Origin of the sequence: Owariibacterium komagatae (assembly GCF_045865535.1) — a bacterium.
In the GTDB taxonomy this organism is placed as follows: domain Bacteria; phylum Bacillota; class Clostridia; order Oscillospirales; family Ruminococcaceae; genus Ruthenibacterium; species Ruthenibacterium komagatae.
On record NZ_AP031406.1, the window covers coordinates 2,041,893 to 2,058,230 of the forward strand.

Below are 16,338 nucleotides of genomic sequence, written 5' to 3' on the forward strand. Positions count from 1 at the left end.
TGCGCTTATTCGTCTTTGTAACGTTCGTCTTCCATCTGGCGCGCGCGCTCCAGACGAATGCGGTCCAGCTCGGCCTGCGACACGTCCTTGACTACTTCGGCGCCGTCGGCAGCCACCACTTTGACTTGCTTTTTCTTCTTGCGCTCTGCGCGCTTTGCCTCGATCTCTTCCTGAACCTGCTGTTTGATCTTCTCAGGGTTGTACATTTTCTTCAGGACGATGGACTGCGCCAGCGCAAACACGTTGGACGCGGTGTAATACAGCGAGAAGCCCACAGGCACCGTGAAGGTGATGAAACCGAACATAATGCTCATGGCCCAGGGCAGGAACTTCATGCTGCCGCTCATCTGCTGACCGCTCATGTTCATGGTGACCACGTTCACCAGAATCATGGTCAGCACAGACAGAACCGGGATGATGATGGCCACGCTGAAGAAGCCTACTTCGCTGGGGACCTGAGACAAATCGATGCCGAAGAAGGTGAAGTTGAAGTTGACCACAGAGTCCAGCTTGTCTCCCAGCAGATCACTGAAGGTCTCGGGGTTCTGTTTGACCAGGTTGATCAGCGCGTTCTGCACGGTGTAATGGGCCGCGTCCAGAGAGGTGCCCAGAGTCTCATTGGCCAGGGTGACCATCTCATTGATGACATCTTTGGAGACCAGCAGCACGTACTGCAGCGGACGGTACACCACTTCGATGACGCCGAAGATGACGAACATGTTGATGACCATGGGCAGACAGCCGGCGGTCATGGAGAAGCCCGCGTCCTGCTGCAGCTTCATCATTTCCTCGTTCTGGCGCTGCTTGTCGTTGGCGTATTTTTTCTGGATCTCCTGCATCATGGGCTGAAAAGCCGACATGCGCGCCGTGCTCTTCTGCTGTTTGATGCTCAGCGGGAACATCAGCAGCCTTGCCAGCAGGGTAAAGAGGATCATGGTCCAGCCGTAGTTGGGAATGAACCGATAGATCCACTCCATGATCCAGCCTAAAAGGGGTGCGAGAAAGCCGAATATGTTCATTTACATTTTCCTGTCTGCCTGCGCGGGGCGTTTTTTTTAAGAGGGACGCGCGTGCGCGGCGCGCGTATTTCGGAGACTTGAAAAAATCACCCGTTTTTCCATTTTCCCTTGGGCGGAACGGGATCAATGCCGCCCTTGCAAAGGGGGTTGCAGCGCAAAATGCGCCAGGTGCCCAGCAAAATGCCCTTGATCACGCCGTGGATCTCAATGGCCTGCATCATGTATTCCGAGCAGGTGGGATAGAACCGGCAATTGTTGCCGAGCAGGGGTGAAATAAATTTTTTATATCCTTTGATGGGCAGGATAAACAGCCGCCGGATCCACACCCTCATTGCAAAAGACCTGCGTCCTGCAGCAGCTTTTGCAGGGTGGGCGCCAGCTTGGTGCTTTTCAGCCGCGGTGTGATGCCCCGGGCCACCAGCACGATGTCCACCGGGCCCAGGTCCCGGTCCAGCACCTGATACAGCGCCGCGCGCATCACCCGGCGCGCGCGGTTGCGCATCACCGCATTGCCGATTTTTTTACTGGCCGTGAGCCCTACGCGGGTGTGGCCCGCACGGTTCTTGCGAACATACAAAACAATGTGTGAATGCACATAGGATTTTCCGCGCGAATACGCGCGCACAAAATCATTGTTTCTTGTGATTGGCTCATAGCGCATGTGCCAGAGACATCCTTTCCCTTGCCGCCTTCGCGGATATAAACAAAAAGGCCACGTTTTGAGTGGCCTTTTCCTCGGCGGCCAAACACCGCCTGTTTCTGCATTTTTCATCTCCGGACATGGTCCGGAACCATCGCCTTTTCTCAGGCAGCCAGTTTCGCGCGGCCTTTGCGGCGGCGGGCAGCCAGCACCTTACGGCCGTCGCTGCTCTTGGAACGAGCCAGGAAACCGTGTTTTTTCGCGCGGTGAATCTTTTTGGGCTGGAAAGTACGCTTCATCTTTCTTCCTCCTCTACAACCACAAGATGTTGTGGGTTTCTTTTTAATTTTGTCTAATGTGGCTGTTGATTCATAGAGACAGCCCTGCAAAATAGAACTATACCAGAAAAATACAGGGTTTGTCAACTCTTTTTTCTTTCTTTTGCCGCTTTTGTTTTTTCCTCCGCGTTTGAAAAGGCGCGGCGGCTATTATACTTATATAATATAAGCATTGCGAAAAGAGCACTTTTGTGATATACTTTATCTATCTATTGTATTGTATCATTAGGAGTTGTTTTTGAAAGTATGAATTCGTTTAACGAAGTGTTCAACGCTGTGAAGGAATACTGCAAACAAAATGTGGTTCTGGCCACATACAATCTGTTTTTTGCGGATATTGAGCCGGTGGACTTTGACGGAAACACGGCCACTTTGCAGGTGCGCACGGATTTTGTAAAAAATACCATCGAAAACCGTTATCCGGATCTGATCCCCGAGGCGTTCCGCACGATTCTGGGCTTCGAGCCGAACCTGGTGTTCGTGCTGCCCAGTGCGCAGCCGGCCCCCAGCGCCGCGCCCGTGCAGCAGCCGGACGGAAATTATTCCTACACCTTCGAGACCTTCATCGTGGGTTCCACCAACAAGTTTGCCCACGCGGCGGCACAGGCCGTGGCGGCCAACCCCTCCGGTGCGTACAACCCGCTGTTTATCTGGGGTGACTCGGGACTGGGCAAAACCCACCTTCTGAACGCCATCAAGGCGGAGATCCAGAAAAACCACCCCGATTACAACATCGTCTATGTGGACGGCGAAAAATTTACCAACGAGATCATCAACGCCATTCACGACAACACCACCGCTCAGTTCCACAACAAATACCGGGCGGCGGATGTGCTTCTGGTGGACGACATTCAGTTCATCGGCGGCAAGGAATCCACCCAGGAAGAGTTTTTCCACACCTTCAACACGCTGTACAATGCCGGCAAACAGATCGTTCTGGCATCGGACCGGGCGCCCCGGGAGATCAAAAGCCTGGAGGACCGTCTGCGCACCCGTTTTGAAATGGGCCTGATCGCGGATATTCAGCCCCCTGATTTTGAGACCCGTGTGGCCATCATCCGCCGGAAAGCTGATCTGCTGGGCCTGGATATGCCCGACGACGTGGCCGAGTACATTGCCAACCGCCTGAAAAACAACATCCGGCAGCTGGAAGGCGCCGTGAAAAAGCTGGACGCCTACCGGAAGCTGGAGGGCATTCAGCCGGTGATCGGCGCGGCGCAGAACGCCATCAAGGACATTCTCAACGAGATCCAGCCGGTTCCCGTGACCGTGGAGAAGATTCTCTCCGAAGCGGCGCGCACCTACAACACCACGCCGGAAGCGCTGCGCGGCCCCACACGGCGGTCCAATGTTTCCAACGCCCGCAAGGTCAGCATGTACGTGGTGCGTGAGATCACGGGCATGAGCATGGAGGACATCGGCCGGGAATTCGGCGGCCGCGACCACTCCACAGTGGTTTATTCCATCAGCGACATTCAGAAAAAGATGGATACCGACCCCCGCACCCGGGAAACCATCGAGGATATTATCAAAAATGTGAGGGCCTGAAAACCTTTTAAACAGTTATTCTACTTTTCAACATGTTTTTCAACATTCAACACAAGTTTTCCACCGTTTGTCCCGTTGGAAAAACCTCCCTGTTGAAACTCACAACTTTTCCACAGTCCCTTCACAGACCTCCTGAAAACGGAAAAGCCTTTTTTCAGGCCTGTCCGCACACTTTCTTCAACAATTCAACCGACCCTACTACTACGATTACGTTTAAATTTCTATTTTTCTTAAATTTTTGAAAAACAGCCAAGACTTAACAGAAAAGAGGAACCTTATGAAACTGATCTGTGACCGCACCCTTTTGGCCAATGCCATTGCGGGTGTTTCCAAGGCCGTGACCCAGCGCAGCAGCATCCCCGTGCTGGAAGGCATTCTGATGAAGGCTGAAGGCTTCAGCCTGACGCTGACCGGTTACGACCTGGAAATGGGAATCACCACCACCATCGAGGCCAATGTGCTGGAGCCGGGCGACGCGGTGCTTCCCGCGAAGCTTCTGGGCGATATGGTCCGCCGCCTGCCCAGCGAAGAGGTGGAGATTAACGCGCAGGATTCGGGCGCGACCACCATCAAGGGCGGTATCACGGAATTTGACATCATGGGCCTGAACCCCGGCGACTTCCCGGACCTGCCCAATCCCGGCGCAGACAGAACTCTGGACATGGACACCGCCGATCTGCAGGAGATGGTGGACACCACCCTGTTCGCTGTTTCCACCGACGACAAGAAACCCGCGCACACCGGTGCGCTGTTCTCCATTACGCCGGAAAAGCTGACCGTGGTCGCGCTGGACGGATACCGCCTGGCCATTATTGAAAAACCGGTCCAGGCCACCAAGGAAATCGACATCATCATCCCGGCCAAAACCCTCAGCGAAGTGGTAAAGCTGTTCGGCGAGGCGGACGAGGTGGTCCACATTTCGGCCAACCGCCGTTTCGTGGTGTTCGCCACCCAGAGCTACACAGTCATCAGCCGCCTGATCGAAGGCGAGTTTCTGGATTACCGCCGGGTCATCCCCGAGGGATACAAGACCCGCGTGACGGTGGATGTGCGCGACTTCGCCACCACCATTGAACGCGCCAGTCTGATTATTACCGAACGGCTGAAAAACCCCCTGCGTGTGATGTTTGACGACCACATCACCGTCCGCTGCCAGACCACACTGGGCAAAGTGGTGGACGAACTGCCCGCCCAGGTGGAGGGCGATCCGGTGGAGATCGGCTTCAACAACCGCTACCTGCTGGACGCGCTGCGCTATTCCCGGTGCGACAAACTGGTGTTTGAGTTGAGCGGACCTCTTTCCCCGGTAAAAGTTCTGCCCAAGGACGGCGGGGACTTCCTGTTCCTGGTTCTGCCGGTCCGCTTTAAAAACGACTGAGGCGGAGGGCACAGATGAAGACCATTGCAATCAAAACAGAATTCATCAAGCTGGACGCGCTTTTGAAGTTTTCCGGGCTGTGCGAGACCGGCGGCGAAGCGAAAAACGCCGTGCAGGACGGCCTTGTGAAATACAACGGCGAAGTGTGCACGCTGCGCGGCAAAAAAGTGCGGCCGGGCGACCGGGTGGAATTTGACGGCGCAGTCATCGAGGTAACAGGCGCGTGATCTTAACACATTTGTCGGTGCGGGATTACCGCAACATTCCGGCGGCGGAGTTTTCGCCGGGCCGGGAGCTGACCGTGATCTGCGGCCTGAACGGCCAGGGAAAGACCAACCTTCTGGAGGCCGTGTGGATGCTGACCGGCGGCAAGAGCTTCCGTGGCTCCAAAGACGCGGAGCTGATCCGGGAAGGCGCCGGTTTCGCGGTGCTGGAGGGCGTCAGCCAGAACCAGACCCGGGAAAATAACATCCGCATTCTGGTGGCGGACGCAAGTGCCGGGAAAAAAGGACGCAGCGCCCGGGTCAACGGTGTGGACCGGGGCCGGGCCTCCTCCATTGCAGGCACCTTCACGGCAGTGGTGTTCGCACCGGGCCATCTGAGCCTGGTCAAGGGCGGGCCTGACGGGCGCAGAAAATTTCTGGACGCGGCTTTGTGCCAGCTGTATCCGGACTACATCAAACTTCTGCGCAGCTGCACCCGGCTGACCGCCCAGAAAAACGCCCTTTTGAAGCAATATTATCAAACGCCCGACGCGGCGGAACTTCTGGATGTGTTCGATGAAAAGCTTGCCGACGCAGGCACGCAGCTCAGCTTGCGCCGACAAGCTTATCTTGCGCAGATTAAACCGGATATTTTATCGATATACCGTGATATTTCAAACGGAAAAGAAACACTGGAAGTTCAGTACGAAGCCTGCTTTACTGCTGACGAACCGCTGCTTGAGCGGATTCGGGCGGTGCGCGGGCGTGATTTGGCGGCGGGGTTCTGCACGGTGGGGCCCCACCGGGAGGATTTCAGCCTGTTTTTGGACGGGCGGGACGCCAAAAGTTTTGCCAGCCAGGGCCAGCAGCGCTCGGCGGTGCTGAGTTTGAAGCTGGCCGAGGCGGCCGGCGCCCAGAAAATTACGGGAGAGCACCCGGTGATGCTGCTGGACGATGTGCTCAGCGAACTGGACGATGCGCGGCAGGCGTATCTGCTCAGCCGCATGGAGCACCGGCAGACCATTGTGACGGCCTGCGACGCTTCCCTGTTCGCAAAGACGGACGGAAAAGTGTACCGGATGGAGAGCGGCGTTTTAAGCGAGTGCTGAAGGAGGAAGAAAAACATGTATCTTCATCTGGGGCAGGAGTGCATCATCCGCACCAAGGAGATTTTGGGAATCTTTGATCTGGACTCCTCCACGCTTTCCAAACACACGCGGGATTATCTTGCGCGTGCCGAAAAGGAAGGCCGCGTGGTCAATGTGACGGCGGAGCTGCCCAAAAGTTTTATTGTGACCACCGGCGAAAACGCAAAGGTATACATCAGCCAGATTTCCGCGGCCACGCTGAAAAAGCGCAGCGGCTACATCGACGATATAGCGATTACGAAATAGGAGAATGGGAATGTCTGAACAAAACACAAATCAGCACGAGTACGACGGCAGTCAAATCCAGGTATTGGAAGGTCTGGAGGCGGTGCGCAAACGCCCCGGCATGTACATTGGCTCCACAGGCCCCCGAGGACTGCATCATCTGGTGTACGAGATCGTGGACAACGCGATCGACGAGGCGCTGGCCGGTTTCTGCGACCACATCGAAGTGACCATCAAAAAGGATAACATCATTCAGGTGACGGACAACGGCCGCGGCATCCCGGTGGACATTCAGCCGAAGCTGGGCATCCCGGCGGTGACGGTGGTCTTCACGGTTCTGCACGCGGGCGGCAAGTTCGGCGGCGACAACTCCGGCTACAAGGTGTCCGGCGGTCTGCACGGCGTGGGCGCCAGCGTGGTGAACGCCCTCAGCGAGTGGCTGGAGGTCACGGTGCACAAGGACGGCCGCATGTACCGCCAGAGCTTCAAGCGCGGTGTGGCCGACGCGGACCTGCAGGATCTGGGAACCACAGACCTTCCCAACGGCACCACGGTGGTCTTCAAGCCGGACCCCGAGATGTTCGAGGTGCTGGAATACGATTATGAAACGCTGAACGTTCGTCTGCGGGAAGAGGCGTTCCTGAACGCCGGCGTGCGCATCACACTCACCGACGAGCGCCCGGGCAAAGAGCAGCAGGAGAGCATGTGCTACGAGGGCGGCATCCGCAGCTTTGTGGAGCACATCCACGCGGAGCAGGGCCTGGAGGTGCTGCATCCGGACGTGATCTACCTGAAGGGCAAGCTGGGCGATTCGGTGGCGGAAGTGGCCATGCAGTACAACGACAGCTTCAAGGAGTGCATCATCTCCTTTGCCAACAACGTGAACACGCCGGACGGCGGCACCCACGAGGAAGGATTCAAGACAGCTCTGACCCGTGTGTTCAATGACTTTGGCCGCGCCAAGGGCTACATCAAGGAAAAGGACGACAACCTGTCCGGTTCCGACGTGCGCGAGGGCCTGACCGCGGTCATCAGCGTGAAGCTGACCGAGGCTCAGTTCGAGGGCCAGACCAAGGCAAAGCTGGGCAACACCGAGATCCGGGGCCTTGTTTCCGGCATGGTGTACGACAAACTGAAGGAGTTCTTTGAAGAGAACCCCGCGGTGGCCAAATCCATTTATGAAAAGGCCATGCAGGCGGCCCGCGCCCGCGAGGCTGCCAAGCGCGCCCGGGAACTGGTGCGCCGCAAGTCCGCCCTGGAAACCAGCCGCATGCCGGGCAAACTGGCGGACTGCCGTGAAAAAGATCCTTCCAAAACCGAAATCTTCATCGTCGAGGGTGATTCCGCCGGCGGCTCGGCCAAAATGGGCCGGGACTCCAACATTCAGGCCATTCTGCCGTTGTGGGGCAAAATGCTGAACGTGGAAAAAGCCCGCATCGACAAGGTGTACGGCAACGACAAGCTGACCCCTGTGGTCACGGCGCTGGGCTGCGGCCTGGGCGAGGATTTTGATATTTCCAAGCTGCGCTATCACAAAGTGTTTATCATGGCCGATGCGGACGTGGACGGAAGCCACATTGCCACCTTGCTGCTGACGTTCTTCTTCCGCTTCATGCGGCCTTTGATCGAGGGCGGGCACGTGTACATTGCACAGCCGCCTCTGTTCCGCATTCAGAAAGGGCAGAAAATCAAATACGCGTACAATGACACCGAGCTGAGCCAGATGATGGCCGAGCTGGGTCAGGGCGCCAAGGCAAACCGCTACAAAGGCTTGGGCGAAATGAACCCCGAGCAGCTGTGGGAGACCACCATGAACCCCGAAAACCGTGTGATCGTTCAGATCACCATTGAAGACGCCATCAAGGCGGACCAGACCTTCAGCATTCTGATGGGCGACAAGGTGGAGCCCCGCAAAAACTTCATTGAGAAAAACGCCCAGTACGCAACGTTGGACGTGTGATTTGACAGGGAGAAGAAATTATGATTGAAAATTCCATCACGGAAGGCACACGCCTGATTGTACGTGACATCAAGGAGGAGATGGAGTCGGCGTTCATCGACTACTCCATGTCCGTTATCACCCAGCGCGCACTGCCCGATGTGCGCGACGGCCTCAAGCCCGTGCACCGGCGCATTCTGTACACCATGCACGAGCGCGGCAACGACCCCAGCCATCCCACCCGCAAGTCCGCGGATACGGTGGGCGCGGTGCTGGGCTCGTACCATCCCCACGGCGACGCGTCTGTGTACGATGCCATGGTGCGTCTGGCACAGGATTTCTCCATGCGCTATCCTCTGGTAGACGGCCAGGGCAACTTCGGTTCCGTGGACGGCGACCCCCCTGCGGCCTACCGTTACACCGAGGCCCGCATGAGCAAAATGGCCGTGGAACTGCTGCGGGACATTGACAAGGAGACCGTGGATTTCCAGCCGAACTTCGACGAGTCCAAAAAGGAGCCCACGGTTCTGCCCTGCCGCATTCCCAACCTGCTGGTGAACGGCTCTCAGGGCATTGCGGTGGGTATGGCCACCAATATCCCGCCCCACAATCTGCGGGAAGTGATCGACGGCATTGCCGCGCTGATCCATGACCCGGACATCGAACTGGCCGGTCTGATGGAGCACATCAAGGGACCGGACTTCCCCACCGGCGGCATCATCATGGGCCGCTCCGGCATCCGGGCCGCTTACGCCACGGGCCGCGGTAAAATCACCCTGCGCGGCCGGGCCCAGATCGAGGAGAAGGCCAACGGCCGGTTCCAGATCATCGTGACCGAAATTCCCTACATGGTGAACAAGGCCCGCCTGATCGAGAACATCGCGGACCTGGTGAAAGACAAGCGCATTGAGGGCATTTCCGATTTGAACGATGAGTCCAACCGCGAGGGCATGCGCATTGTGATCGAGCTCAAGCGCGAGGCAAATCCCCAGGTGGTGCTGAACCAGCTGTATCGCTATACCCAGCTGCAGGATACCGTGGGCGTCATTATGCTGGCGCTGGACGGCGGCGTGCCCAAGGTCATGACGCTGAAGGAAATGCTGCAGAAATATCTGGACTTCCAGAGCCAGGTGGTGCGCCGTCGCACCAACTTCGATTTGAAGAAAGCCGAGGAGCGGGCACACATTCTGGAAGGTCTGCGCCGTGCCGTGGACATCGTGGACGAGATCATTGCCACCATCCGCGGCTGCAAGGGCGGCAAGGCTGAGGCAAAAGCCGCCATCATGGACAAATTCGAGTTTGACGATCCCCAGGCCACGGCCATTGTGAACTTCCAGCTGGGCCAGCTGGCCGGTCTGGAAATTTTGAAAATCGACAACGAGCTGGGCGAGCTGCATGAAAAAATCAGCGACTGGCGTGCGATTCTGGCGGACGAGCAGAAAGTTCTGGAGATCGTGGAAGACGAATTGAATGTGATGCGGGAGAAGTACGGCGATGACCGCCGCACCGAGATCGCTCACGTTTCCGGCGAAGTGGACATCGAGGACCTGATCCCCGAAGAGCAGTGCGTGTTCACCCTGACCCACGCGGGTTACATCAAGCGCCAGCCGGCGGACACCTATCAGGCGCAGCGCCGGGGCGGCCGCGGCATCACGGCGCTCTCCCGCAAGGACGAAGATTTCGTGGAGGAGCTGTTCCTGGCATCCACCCACGACCATCTGCTGTTTGTCACGGACCTGGGCCGTGTGTTCCGGATGAAAGGCTACCAGATCTACGAAGGCAGCCGCACTTCCCGTGGTGTGAACATTGTCAACCTGCTGCAGCTGCAAAACGGTGAGCAGGTCACCACCATGCTGCGTGTGCCTGAGGAGACCGAGGGCGCTTATCTGGTAATGGTCACCAAACAGGGTATCATCAAGCGCACGGAGCTGTCCGCTTACAGCAACATCCGCAAGTCCGGCCTGATCGCCATCACGCTCAACGAGGGTGACAGCCTGGCCTGGACGGGAATCACCGACGGTGAAAGAGATCTGATCGTAGCTACCCGCGGCGGCGTTGCCATCCGCTTCTCCGAGCAGGATGCCCGTGTGGTGGGCCGCACCGCCATCGGCGTGCGCGCCATCCGCCTGGCCGGGGACGACCATGTGGTGGGCGCCGGCATTGTGCGCGAGGGCGCCACGGTCATGACCGTGACGGAAGAAGGCAAGGGACGCCGCACTTCCGTGGACGGATACCGCACCCAGTACCGCGGCGGCAAGGGCATCCGCAACTACGGCGAGACCGGTCATGTGGCCGGCATCCGCGTAGTGGATGAGGACGACGACATCATCCTCATCAGCATGACGGGCATCATCATTCGCATGCACGTGGCGGACATCAATGCTCAGAGCCGGTATGGTTCCGGCGTTCGCGTGATGCGCCTGGGCGAAGGCGACAAAGTGGTCACCGTGGCCCGCACCGAGCGCAGTGACGAAGAAGAAGTGGAAAAGCCGGAAGAGACCGGTGAGGATATGACCGAGGATGAGATCGCCGCGCTCACAGCGCAGGAAGAATCGGAAGAATAAGGAGGCGGTTTTGCAATGGATATGCGGAACTGGAATGTAGATAAATCCCAACTGGAACGGCAGCAGCAGGAACTGAAAAACAAAATGGCGTTTACCTATTTGGGCCACGGCCCCAAAGCCACCGGTTTTCTGGCCAAGGAGTTTAAGCGCAAACCCGGCCTGTATGCCCGCTGCACGACCTGCGGGTACTATATGCCGCTGGACGCCAAAGGCGAAGAGGTGTGCATCTGCGGCAATCTGCACCGCACCGAGCACGACTTTAAAACCGAGCTGCCCGCCAACGAGATCGAAATTTTTAAAGGTCAGTCCAGGGGCTGAAAACAACATCTGAAACCGAGGGCAGTGCCGCGCACTGCCCTGCTTTTTGTAAAAATAACATTTTGTATTTTTATATAATAAATTACCTTTTGTAAAAAAAGAGAGGAACCAGTCATGATACAGGAAAGAACCATTGCAGCCATCGCCACTCCGCCGGGTGCGGGCGGCATTGCCGTGGTGCGTCTGTCCGGCGAGGAAGCGTACCGCGTGGCGGCAAAGGTGTTCCGCCCGGCCAACCCCCGCAAACAGCTGGAACAGGCCAAAGGATATACGGCGTTGTTCGGCCATTTTGTGCAGGACGGCCGGGTGTGCGATGAAGTGGTGGCACTTTGTTTTCGTGCGCCCCACAGCTACACCGGCGAAGATGTGGTGGAGCTCTCCTGTCACGGCGGCAGCACGGTCAGCAGCCAGCTGCTGCGCGCCTGCCTGGACGCGGGCGCGCAGGCGGCCGGTCCGGGCGAGTTTACCAAGCGGGCGCTTCTGGCGGGCCGCATCTCGCTGACCCAGGCCGAAGCGGTGATGGACCTGATCGGTTCCACCTCCAAACAGGGAGCGGCAGCCGCAGCTGCTGCCATGGAAGGTGCGTTGTATCGCAAAATCGATGGTGTGCGCGCGCATCTGATCTCCCTGGCCGGACATCTGGCGGCCTATACGGATTACCCGGAGGAGGATGTGCCGGAACTCTCTCTGGAAGCACTGGCTTCCTCGCTGCGGGAAGACCGGAAAACGCTGGAAGAGTTGATCCGCGGTTATGATACGGGCGCGGTCCTGCGCCGGGGCGTGCAGACGGCCATTGTGGGAAGCCCCAATGTGGGCAAATCCACGCTTTTAAATCTTCTGTCCGGGTTCGAGCGGGCCATCGTCACCCCGGTGGCGGGCACCACCCGGGACGTGGTGGAACAGGAGATCGAGCTGGCGGGCGTGCGGCTGCATCTGGCAGACACGGCGGGCATCCGCCAGACGGATGACGTGGTGGAGGCCGAGGGCATCCGCCGCAGCTTTGCCCGTCTGGAACAGGCGGGGTTTGTTCTGGCGGTGTTTGACGCATCCAAAGAGGCGGACAGCGAGGACGAAACGCTGGCCCGCCGATGCGCCGGCCGTCCGGCTCTTGCCATTTTGAATAAAAACGACCTTCCCCGCCGTTTCGACGAGCATGTGATCGCACCGTATTTTTCCAAAATCGTGTCCATCAGTGCCAATGACCCCGCCTTTTTGAAAACCGTGGAACAGGCGGCGGCCGAAGTGCTGGGCGTGGCAAATTTGGACACCGATGCCATGCTGCTTGCCAACGAGCGCCAGCTGGCCTGCGCCAAAGCCGCCCGGGATGCTTTGACCGAAGCGCTGGACGCGGTGGAGGCGGGCTTTACGCTGGACGCGGCGGGCGTATGTGTGGACGACGCGCTGAACGCGTTGTATGAATTGACCGGCGAACACGCCTCCGACGATGTGATCGAAGAGGTGTTTTCTAAGTTTTGTGTTGGAAAATAAATCGATAGATCGTTATTTATGGAGATTTTTTGATGAAACAAAACCTTTCTGCACTCTGGTCGCTTCGCCGGGCGATTGCCCGGCGCGAGGCGCGCAGGCCCGTCCGGGTCTGCCGTTATACCCTGCCCGGAGAGGGATCGCTTCGGCTGGTTCATCTGACCGACCTTCACCTGGATGATCGAACGGATTGGAACGCCCTCTCCCGTCTGGTGGAGCAGGTCAACCGCCAGCATCCGGATGTGGTGGTTTTCACGGGAGATCTGGTCTGTCATCCGGAGCCTTTCCGTCAGTGGAAAACCGCCGCGGAGATTCTGCGCCGCATTCAGGCGCCCTGCGGCGTGTTTGCCGTGCGTGGGAATCATGATCTTTTCGGGGCGGGCCAGCAGGCGCAGCGCCTGTTTGAAAAAAGCGGCTTTGTTCTTTTAAAAAACCAGGTGGCGCGGGTGCAGACGCCCAGCGGCACACCGGTGGTCATCGGCGGGCTGGACGATGTTTATTTTCAAAATTTGTCCGACCCGTCTTCCCTGCTTTGCATGCGGTATGCGCAGGGAATCCGCATCGTGCTGGTGCATGAGCCGACGCTGGCAAAAAAAGTTCCACGTGGAACAGCGGATTTGATTCTGGCCGGCCACAGCCATGCGGGCCAGGTATATGCGCCGGTGGTCTGGCGCGCCTGGATGACCAAAAAGGTGGGGCATTACCTGCAGGGCTTTTACAACGTGCATGGAATGCGGCTGTACGTTTCGGCCGGTCTGGGAGAAAGCGGACCGGGCTTCCGGCTGTTTTGTCCCCGGGAGCTGACCATTTTTGATTTTGAGCAGATGGGGAGAGAACATTTTTGAATCATTTGGGAGATTTTGACGTTGTGGTCATCGGCGCAGGGCACGCCGGCATCGAGGCGGCCTGTGCCGCCGCGCGGCTGGGCGTGCAAACGGCGCTGTTTACGCTGACGCTGGACGGCGTGGGCAATCTGCCCTGCAATCCGTCCATCGGCGGCACCGCCAAGGGACACCTGGTGCGGGAAGTGGACGCTTTGGGCGGCGTGATGGGTCTTGCCGCGGACGCCACGTTCCTGCAAAGCCGGATGCTGAACATGGGCAAGGGGCCCGCGGTGCATTCCCTGCGCGTTCAAACGGACCGCAAACGCTATCATATGTACATGAAAAAAGCGCTGGAAGAAACGCCCAACCTGCAGCTGAAGCAGGCGGAGATCACTTCCCTCACCTTTGAAAAAACCGCACAGGGCACCCGTGTCACAGGGGTCTGCACCAACCTCAACGGATTTTACGGTGCAAAAGCCGTGGTCCTTTGTACGGGTACTTATTTGGGCGGCCGCATTTTTGTGGGCGATGCCAGTTATGCCAGCGGTCCCGACGGGCAGCACGCGGCCTGTCAGCTGACCCAGTGCCTCAAAGAAGCGGGCCTTCCCATCCGACGGTTCAAAACGGGAACTCCCGCCCGGGTGCACCGCCGCAGCATTGATTTTTCCGTGCTGGAAAAACAGAGCGGCGACGAACACATCCAGCCTTTTTCCTTCCTGACCAAAGGCGAGCTGAAAAATCAGGTGGATTGCTACATCGCTTATACCAACGAAGAGACCCACCGCATCATTTTGGAGAACCTGCATCGCTCTCCCCTCTACGGCGGAAAAATCGAAGGCATCGGTCCCCGCTACTGCCCCTCCATTGAGGATAAGGTGGTGCGCTTTTCGGAAAAGCCCCGTCATCAGATTTTTGTGGAGCCCTGCGGCCTGGACACGGAAGAGATGTACCTGCAGGGCATGTCCTCCAGCCTTCCCGAAGATGTGCAGAACGCTATGTACCGCACCATTCGCGGGTTTGAACACCTGGAGATCATGCGCCCGGCCTATGCCATCGAGTACGACTGCATTGACCCCACTGCCCTGTTCCCCACCCTGGAGTGCAAGGATGTGCAGGGGCTTTATGGGGCGGGCCAGTTCAACGGAACCTCCGGATACGAGGAAGCCGCGGCGCAGGGCCTGCTGGCCGGTGCCAATGCCGCCCGCCGCGTGCAGGGCAAAGAAGGGGTGATCCTGCCCCGTCAAAGCAGTTACCTGGGCACGCTGGTGGATGACCTGGTCACCAAGGGCGTTATGGACCCCTACCGCATGATGACCAGCCGCTCGGAATACCGCCTGTATCTGCGGCAGGACAACGCCGACGAACGGCTGACGCCGCTGGGCCGGGAACTGGGACTGGTGGACGACGTGCGCTGGGCGGACTATTGCCGCCGCCGGGATATCAAGCAGGCGGAACACAAGCGTCTTTTGCAGACCACCGTGCGCCCGGTGCAGGCCAATCCCATTTTGCAGGAAAAAGGCGAGCCTTTGCTCTCCAGCGGCTGCAATGCGGCCGAACTGCTGCGCCGCCCGGCGCTCCACTATGAGGATATTGCTCATATGATCGGTGAAAACAGCGAGGTAACGCCGTTCATTGCCTATTGTCTCGAAACGGAAATCAAGTACGAAGGCTACATCAAACGCCAGCAGAGCCAGATCGCTCAGGTGCAGCGCCAGGAGAAAATGGAGATTCCATCCGGGTTTGACTATGCGCCTCTGGCGGGGCTGAGCCTGGAGGCAAGGGAAAAGCTGGCCAAGATCCAGCCCCGCAGCGTGGGGCAGGCGTCCCGTATTCCGGGTGTGAGTCCGGCGGATATCGCCTGTTTGACCATCGCCCTGACCACACACAGAAAAGCAACGGAGGAGCGTTCATGATCGATCAAAATCGTCTTTTGGAAAAAGCGGAAAAGCTGGGCATTGCGCAGGTGCCGGTGCAGGCGCTGGATACGTACGCCGAACTGCTGGTAGAATACAACCAAAAGGTCAATCTGACAGCGATCACAGACCCCGAAGGCATCGAGGACAAGCACTTCATTGACAGTCTTTTGTTCGCAGTCCAGCCGGAGGTCTCCGGCCGTGTGGTGGATGTGGGCACCGGTGCGGGCTTTCCGGGCGTGGTGGCAAAGCTGTACAAACCGCAGTTGCAGCTCACTCTGATGGAACCCACCGGAAAACGGGTGGAATTTCTGCGCTATGTGTGCGGCCGGCTGGGCATCGAAGCAGAGTTTGCAAAAGAGCGCGCCGAAGAGGCCGCCCGCAAGCAGTGGAGGGAGCAGTTTGATGTGGCCACAGCCCGGGCCGTGGCAAATTTGTGCATGCTGGCCGAATATTGCCTGCCGCTGGTCAAAAAAGGCGGCTGGTTCATCGCTTTGAAGGGGGCCGGCGCATTGGACGAGGTGCACGAAGCAGCGGGTGCGGTGAAAAAACTGGGCGGCGTCTTTGTGGAGTCGCGGGACTTTGTTCTGCCTGACGGAAGCGCCCGCAGCCTGCTGTTCTACCAAAAGATATCGCAAACTCCCTCCGTTTATCCCAGAAACGGCGGAAAAATTGCAAAAGCCCCTTTAAAGTGAGGCGGATTCGTCGAATCTTGTAAATGGAAAATACTGGAAAATAAGAACGTTCCATGCTAGACTTTTTCTTGGAAATACTGGCATGGAACTTTTTTTGTTCC

Annotated in this window: 16 protein-coding genes; 12 read left to right on the forward strand and 4 right to left on the reverse strand. The window is 57.9% G+C overall.

Annotated features, from left to right (window positions below; translation table 11 throughout):
• Window positions 1-5: 5 nt before the first annotated feature.
• The 4 genes from ACKTS9_RS10140 to rpmH form a co-directional block, all read right to left on the reverse strand.
• Window positions 6-1,019, reverse strand: a complete 1,014-nt coding sequence (locus tag ACKTS9_RS10140) for a YidC/Oxa1 family membrane protein insertase (RefSeq protein WP_407880574.1) — start codon at window positions 1,017-1,019, stop codon at window positions 6-8.
• Window positions 1,020-1,105: 86 nt separating this feature from the next.
• Window positions 1,106-1,351, reverse strand: coding sequence for a membrane protein insertion efficiency factor YidD (gene yidD, locus ACKTS9_RS10145; RefSeq protein ID WP_349216008.1), 246 nt, complete (start codon window positions 1,349-1,351; stop codon window positions 1,106-1,108).
• On the reverse strand, window positions 1,348-1,680 hold the full coding sequence (gene rnpA / locus ACKTS9_RS10150) for a ribonuclease P protein component (protein ID WP_349216009.1): 333 nt from the start codon (window positions 1,678-1,680) through the stop codon (window positions 1,348-1,350). Before rnpA ends, yidD begins: the two co-directional genes overlap by 4 nt.
• 143 nt (window positions 1,681-1,823) lie before the next feature.
• Window positions 1,824-1,958 (reverse strand): 50S ribosomal protein L34, encoded by a 135-nt coding sequence (rpmH, locus tag ACKTS9_RS10155; protein WP_349216011.1) that lies wholly within the window; start codon window positions 1,956-1,958, stop codon window positions 1,824-1,826.
• Between the two features lie 285 nt (window positions 1,959-2,243).
• On the opposite strand from rpmH, the gene dnaA reads away from it, so the two are divergent.
• The 12 genes from dnaA to rsmG all read left to right on the forward strand — a co-directional run bounded on the left by dnaA (window position 2,244) and on the right by rsmG (window position 16,237).
• Window positions 2,244-3,545 (forward strand): chromosomal replication initiator protein DnaA, encoded by a 1,302-nt coding sequence (gene dnaA, locus ACKTS9_RS10160; RefSeq protein ID WP_349216012.1) that lies wholly within the window; start codon window positions 2,244-2,246, stop codon window positions 3,543-3,545.
• A gap of 277 nt (window positions 3,546-3,822) precedes the next feature.
• Window positions 3,823-4,923: a DNA polymerase III subunit beta gene (gene dnaN / locus ACKTS9_RS10165; protein ID WP_349216013.1), complete on the forward strand. Its 1,101-nt coding sequence runs from the start codon at window positions 3,823-3,825 to the stop codon at window positions 4,921-4,923.
• A 14-nt stretch (window positions 4,924-4,937) separates the two neighbouring features.
• Complete coding sequence (locus tag ACKTS9_RS10170) at window positions 4,938-5,150, forward strand: RNA-binding S4 domain-containing protein (RefSeq protein ID WP_349216014.1); 213 nt, start codon at window positions 4,938-4,940, stop codon at window positions 5,148-5,150.
• On the forward strand, window positions 5,147-6,235 hold the full coding sequence (gene recF / locus ACKTS9_RS10175; protein WP_407880579.1) for a DNA replication/repair protein RecF: 1,089 nt from the start codon (window positions 5,147-5,149) through the stop codon (window positions 6,233-6,235). The genes ACKTS9_RS10170 and recF overlap by 4 nt, the downstream gene beginning before the upstream one ends.
• A 15-nt stretch (window positions 6,236-6,250) precedes the next feature.
• Window positions 6,251-6,520: an extracellular matrix regulator RemB gene (gene remB / locus ACKTS9_RS10180; protein WP_349216017.1), complete on the forward strand. Its 270-nt coding sequence runs from the start codon at window positions 6,251-6,253 to the stop codon at window positions 6,518-6,520.
• Window positions 6,521-6,524: 4 nt separating this feature from the next.
• Window positions 6,525-8,459 (forward strand): DNA topoisomerase (ATP-hydrolyzing) subunit B, encoded by a 1,935-nt coding sequence (gene gyrB, locus ACKTS9_RS10185; protein ID WP_407880582.1) that lies wholly within the window; start codon window positions 6,525-6,527, stop codon window positions 8,457-8,459.
• Window positions 8,460-8,479: 20 nt separating this feature from the next.
• A complete protein-coding gene (gene gyrA / locus ACKTS9_RS10190) occupies window positions 8,480-11,002 on the forward strand; it encodes a DNA gyrase subunit A (protein WP_407880584.1) in 2,523 nt (840 codons plus the stop codon).
• A gap of 15 nt (window positions 11,003-11,017) precedes the next feature.
• Entirely contained in the window at window positions 11,018-11,320 is a 303-nt protein-coding gene (locus tag ACKTS9_RS10195; RefSeq protein ID WP_349216021.1) for a hypothetical protein, read from the forward strand.
• Between the two features lie 114 nt (window positions 11,321-11,434).
• The gene (mnmE, locus tag ACKTS9_RS10200) at window positions 11,435-12,808 is read left to right on the forward strand and encodes a tRNA uridine-5-carboxymethylaminomethyl(34) synthesis GTPase MnmE (RefSeq protein ID WP_349216022.1); all 1,374 of its coding nucleotides are present in this window, start codon (window positions 11,435-11,437) and stop codon (window positions 12,806-12,808) included.
• Window positions 12,809-12,840: 32 nt separating this feature from the next.
• Window positions 12,841-13,650, forward strand: a complete 810-nt coding sequence (locus ACKTS9_RS10205) for a metallophosphoesterase (RefSeq protein WP_407880587.1) — start codon at window positions 12,841-12,843, stop codon at window positions 13,648-13,650.
• On the forward strand, window positions 13,647-15,542 hold the full coding sequence (mnmG, locus tag ACKTS9_RS10210; RefSeq protein WP_407880590.1) for a tRNA uridine-5-carboxymethylaminomethyl(34) synthesis enzyme MnmG: 1,896 nt from the start codon (window positions 13,647-13,649) through the stop codon (window positions 15,540-15,542). The genes ACKTS9_RS10205 and mnmG overlap by 4 nt, the downstream gene beginning before the upstream one ends.
• Window positions 15,539-16,237: a 16S rRNA (guanine(527)-N(7))-methyltransferase RsmG gene (rsmG, locus tag ACKTS9_RS10215; protein WP_349216026.1), complete on the forward strand. Its 699-nt coding sequence runs from the start codon at window positions 15,539-15,541 to the stop codon at window positions 16,235-16,237. The genes mnmG and rsmG overlap by 4 nt, the downstream gene beginning before the upstream one ends.
• Window positions 16,238-16,338 lie beyond the last annotated feature (101 nt).

Bases quoted from the DNA above. Each gene is read 5' to 3' on its own strand.
- rsmG (WP_349216026.1), top strand. From the start codon at position 15,539: ATGATCGATCAAAATCGTCTTTTGGAAAAAGCGGAAAAGCTGGGCATT.
- dnaA (WP_349216012.1), top strand. From the start codon at position 2,244: ATGAATTCGTTTAACGAAGTGTTCAACGCTGTGAAGGAATACTGCAAA.
- rnpA (WP_349216009.1), bottom strand. From the start codon at position 1,680: ATGCGCTATGAGCCAATCACAAGAAACAATGATTTTGTGCGCGCGTAT.
- rpmH (WP_349216011.1), bottom strand. From the start codon at position 1,958: ATGAAGCGTACTTTCCAGCCCAAAAAGATTCACCGCGCGAAAAAACAC.
- ACKTS9_RS10140 (WP_407880574.1), bottom strand. From the start codon at position 1,019: ATGAACATATTCGGCTTTCTCGCACCCCTTTTAGGCTGGATCATGGAG.
- ACKTS9_RS10170 (WP_349216014.1), top strand. From the start codon at position 4,938: ATGAAGACCATTGCAATCAAAACAGAATTCATCAAGCTGGACGCGCTT.
- mnmE (WP_349216022.1), top strand. From the start codon at position 11,435: ATGATACAGGAAAGAACCATTGCAGCCATCGCCACTCCGCCGGGTGCG.
- gyrB (WP_407880582.1), top strand. From the start codon at position 6,525: ATGGGAATGTCTGAACAAAACACAAATCAGCACGAGTACGACGGCAGT.
- remB (WP_349216017.1), top strand. From the start codon at position 6,251: ATGTATCTTCATCTGGGGCAGGAGTGCATCATCCGCACCAAGGAGATT.
- ACKTS9_RS10205 (WP_407880587.1), top strand. From the start codon at position 12,841: ATGAAACAAAACCTTTCTGCACTCTGGTCGCTTCGCCGGGCGATTGCC.
- ACKTS9_RS10195 (WP_349216021.1), top strand. From the start codon at position 11,018: ATGGATATGCGGAACTGGAATGTAGATAAATCCCAACTGGAACGGCAG.
- yidD (WP_349216008.1), bottom strand. From the start codon at position 1,351: ATGAGGGTGTGGATCCGGCGGCTGTTTATCCTGCCCATCAAAGGATAT.
- dnaN (WP_349216013.1), top strand. From the start codon at position 3,823: ATGAAACTGATCTGTGACCGCACCCTTTTGGCCAATGCCATTGCGGGT.
- gyrA (WP_407880584.1), top strand. From the start codon at position 8,480: ATGATTGAAAATTCCATCACGGAAGGCACACGCCTGATTGTACGTGAC.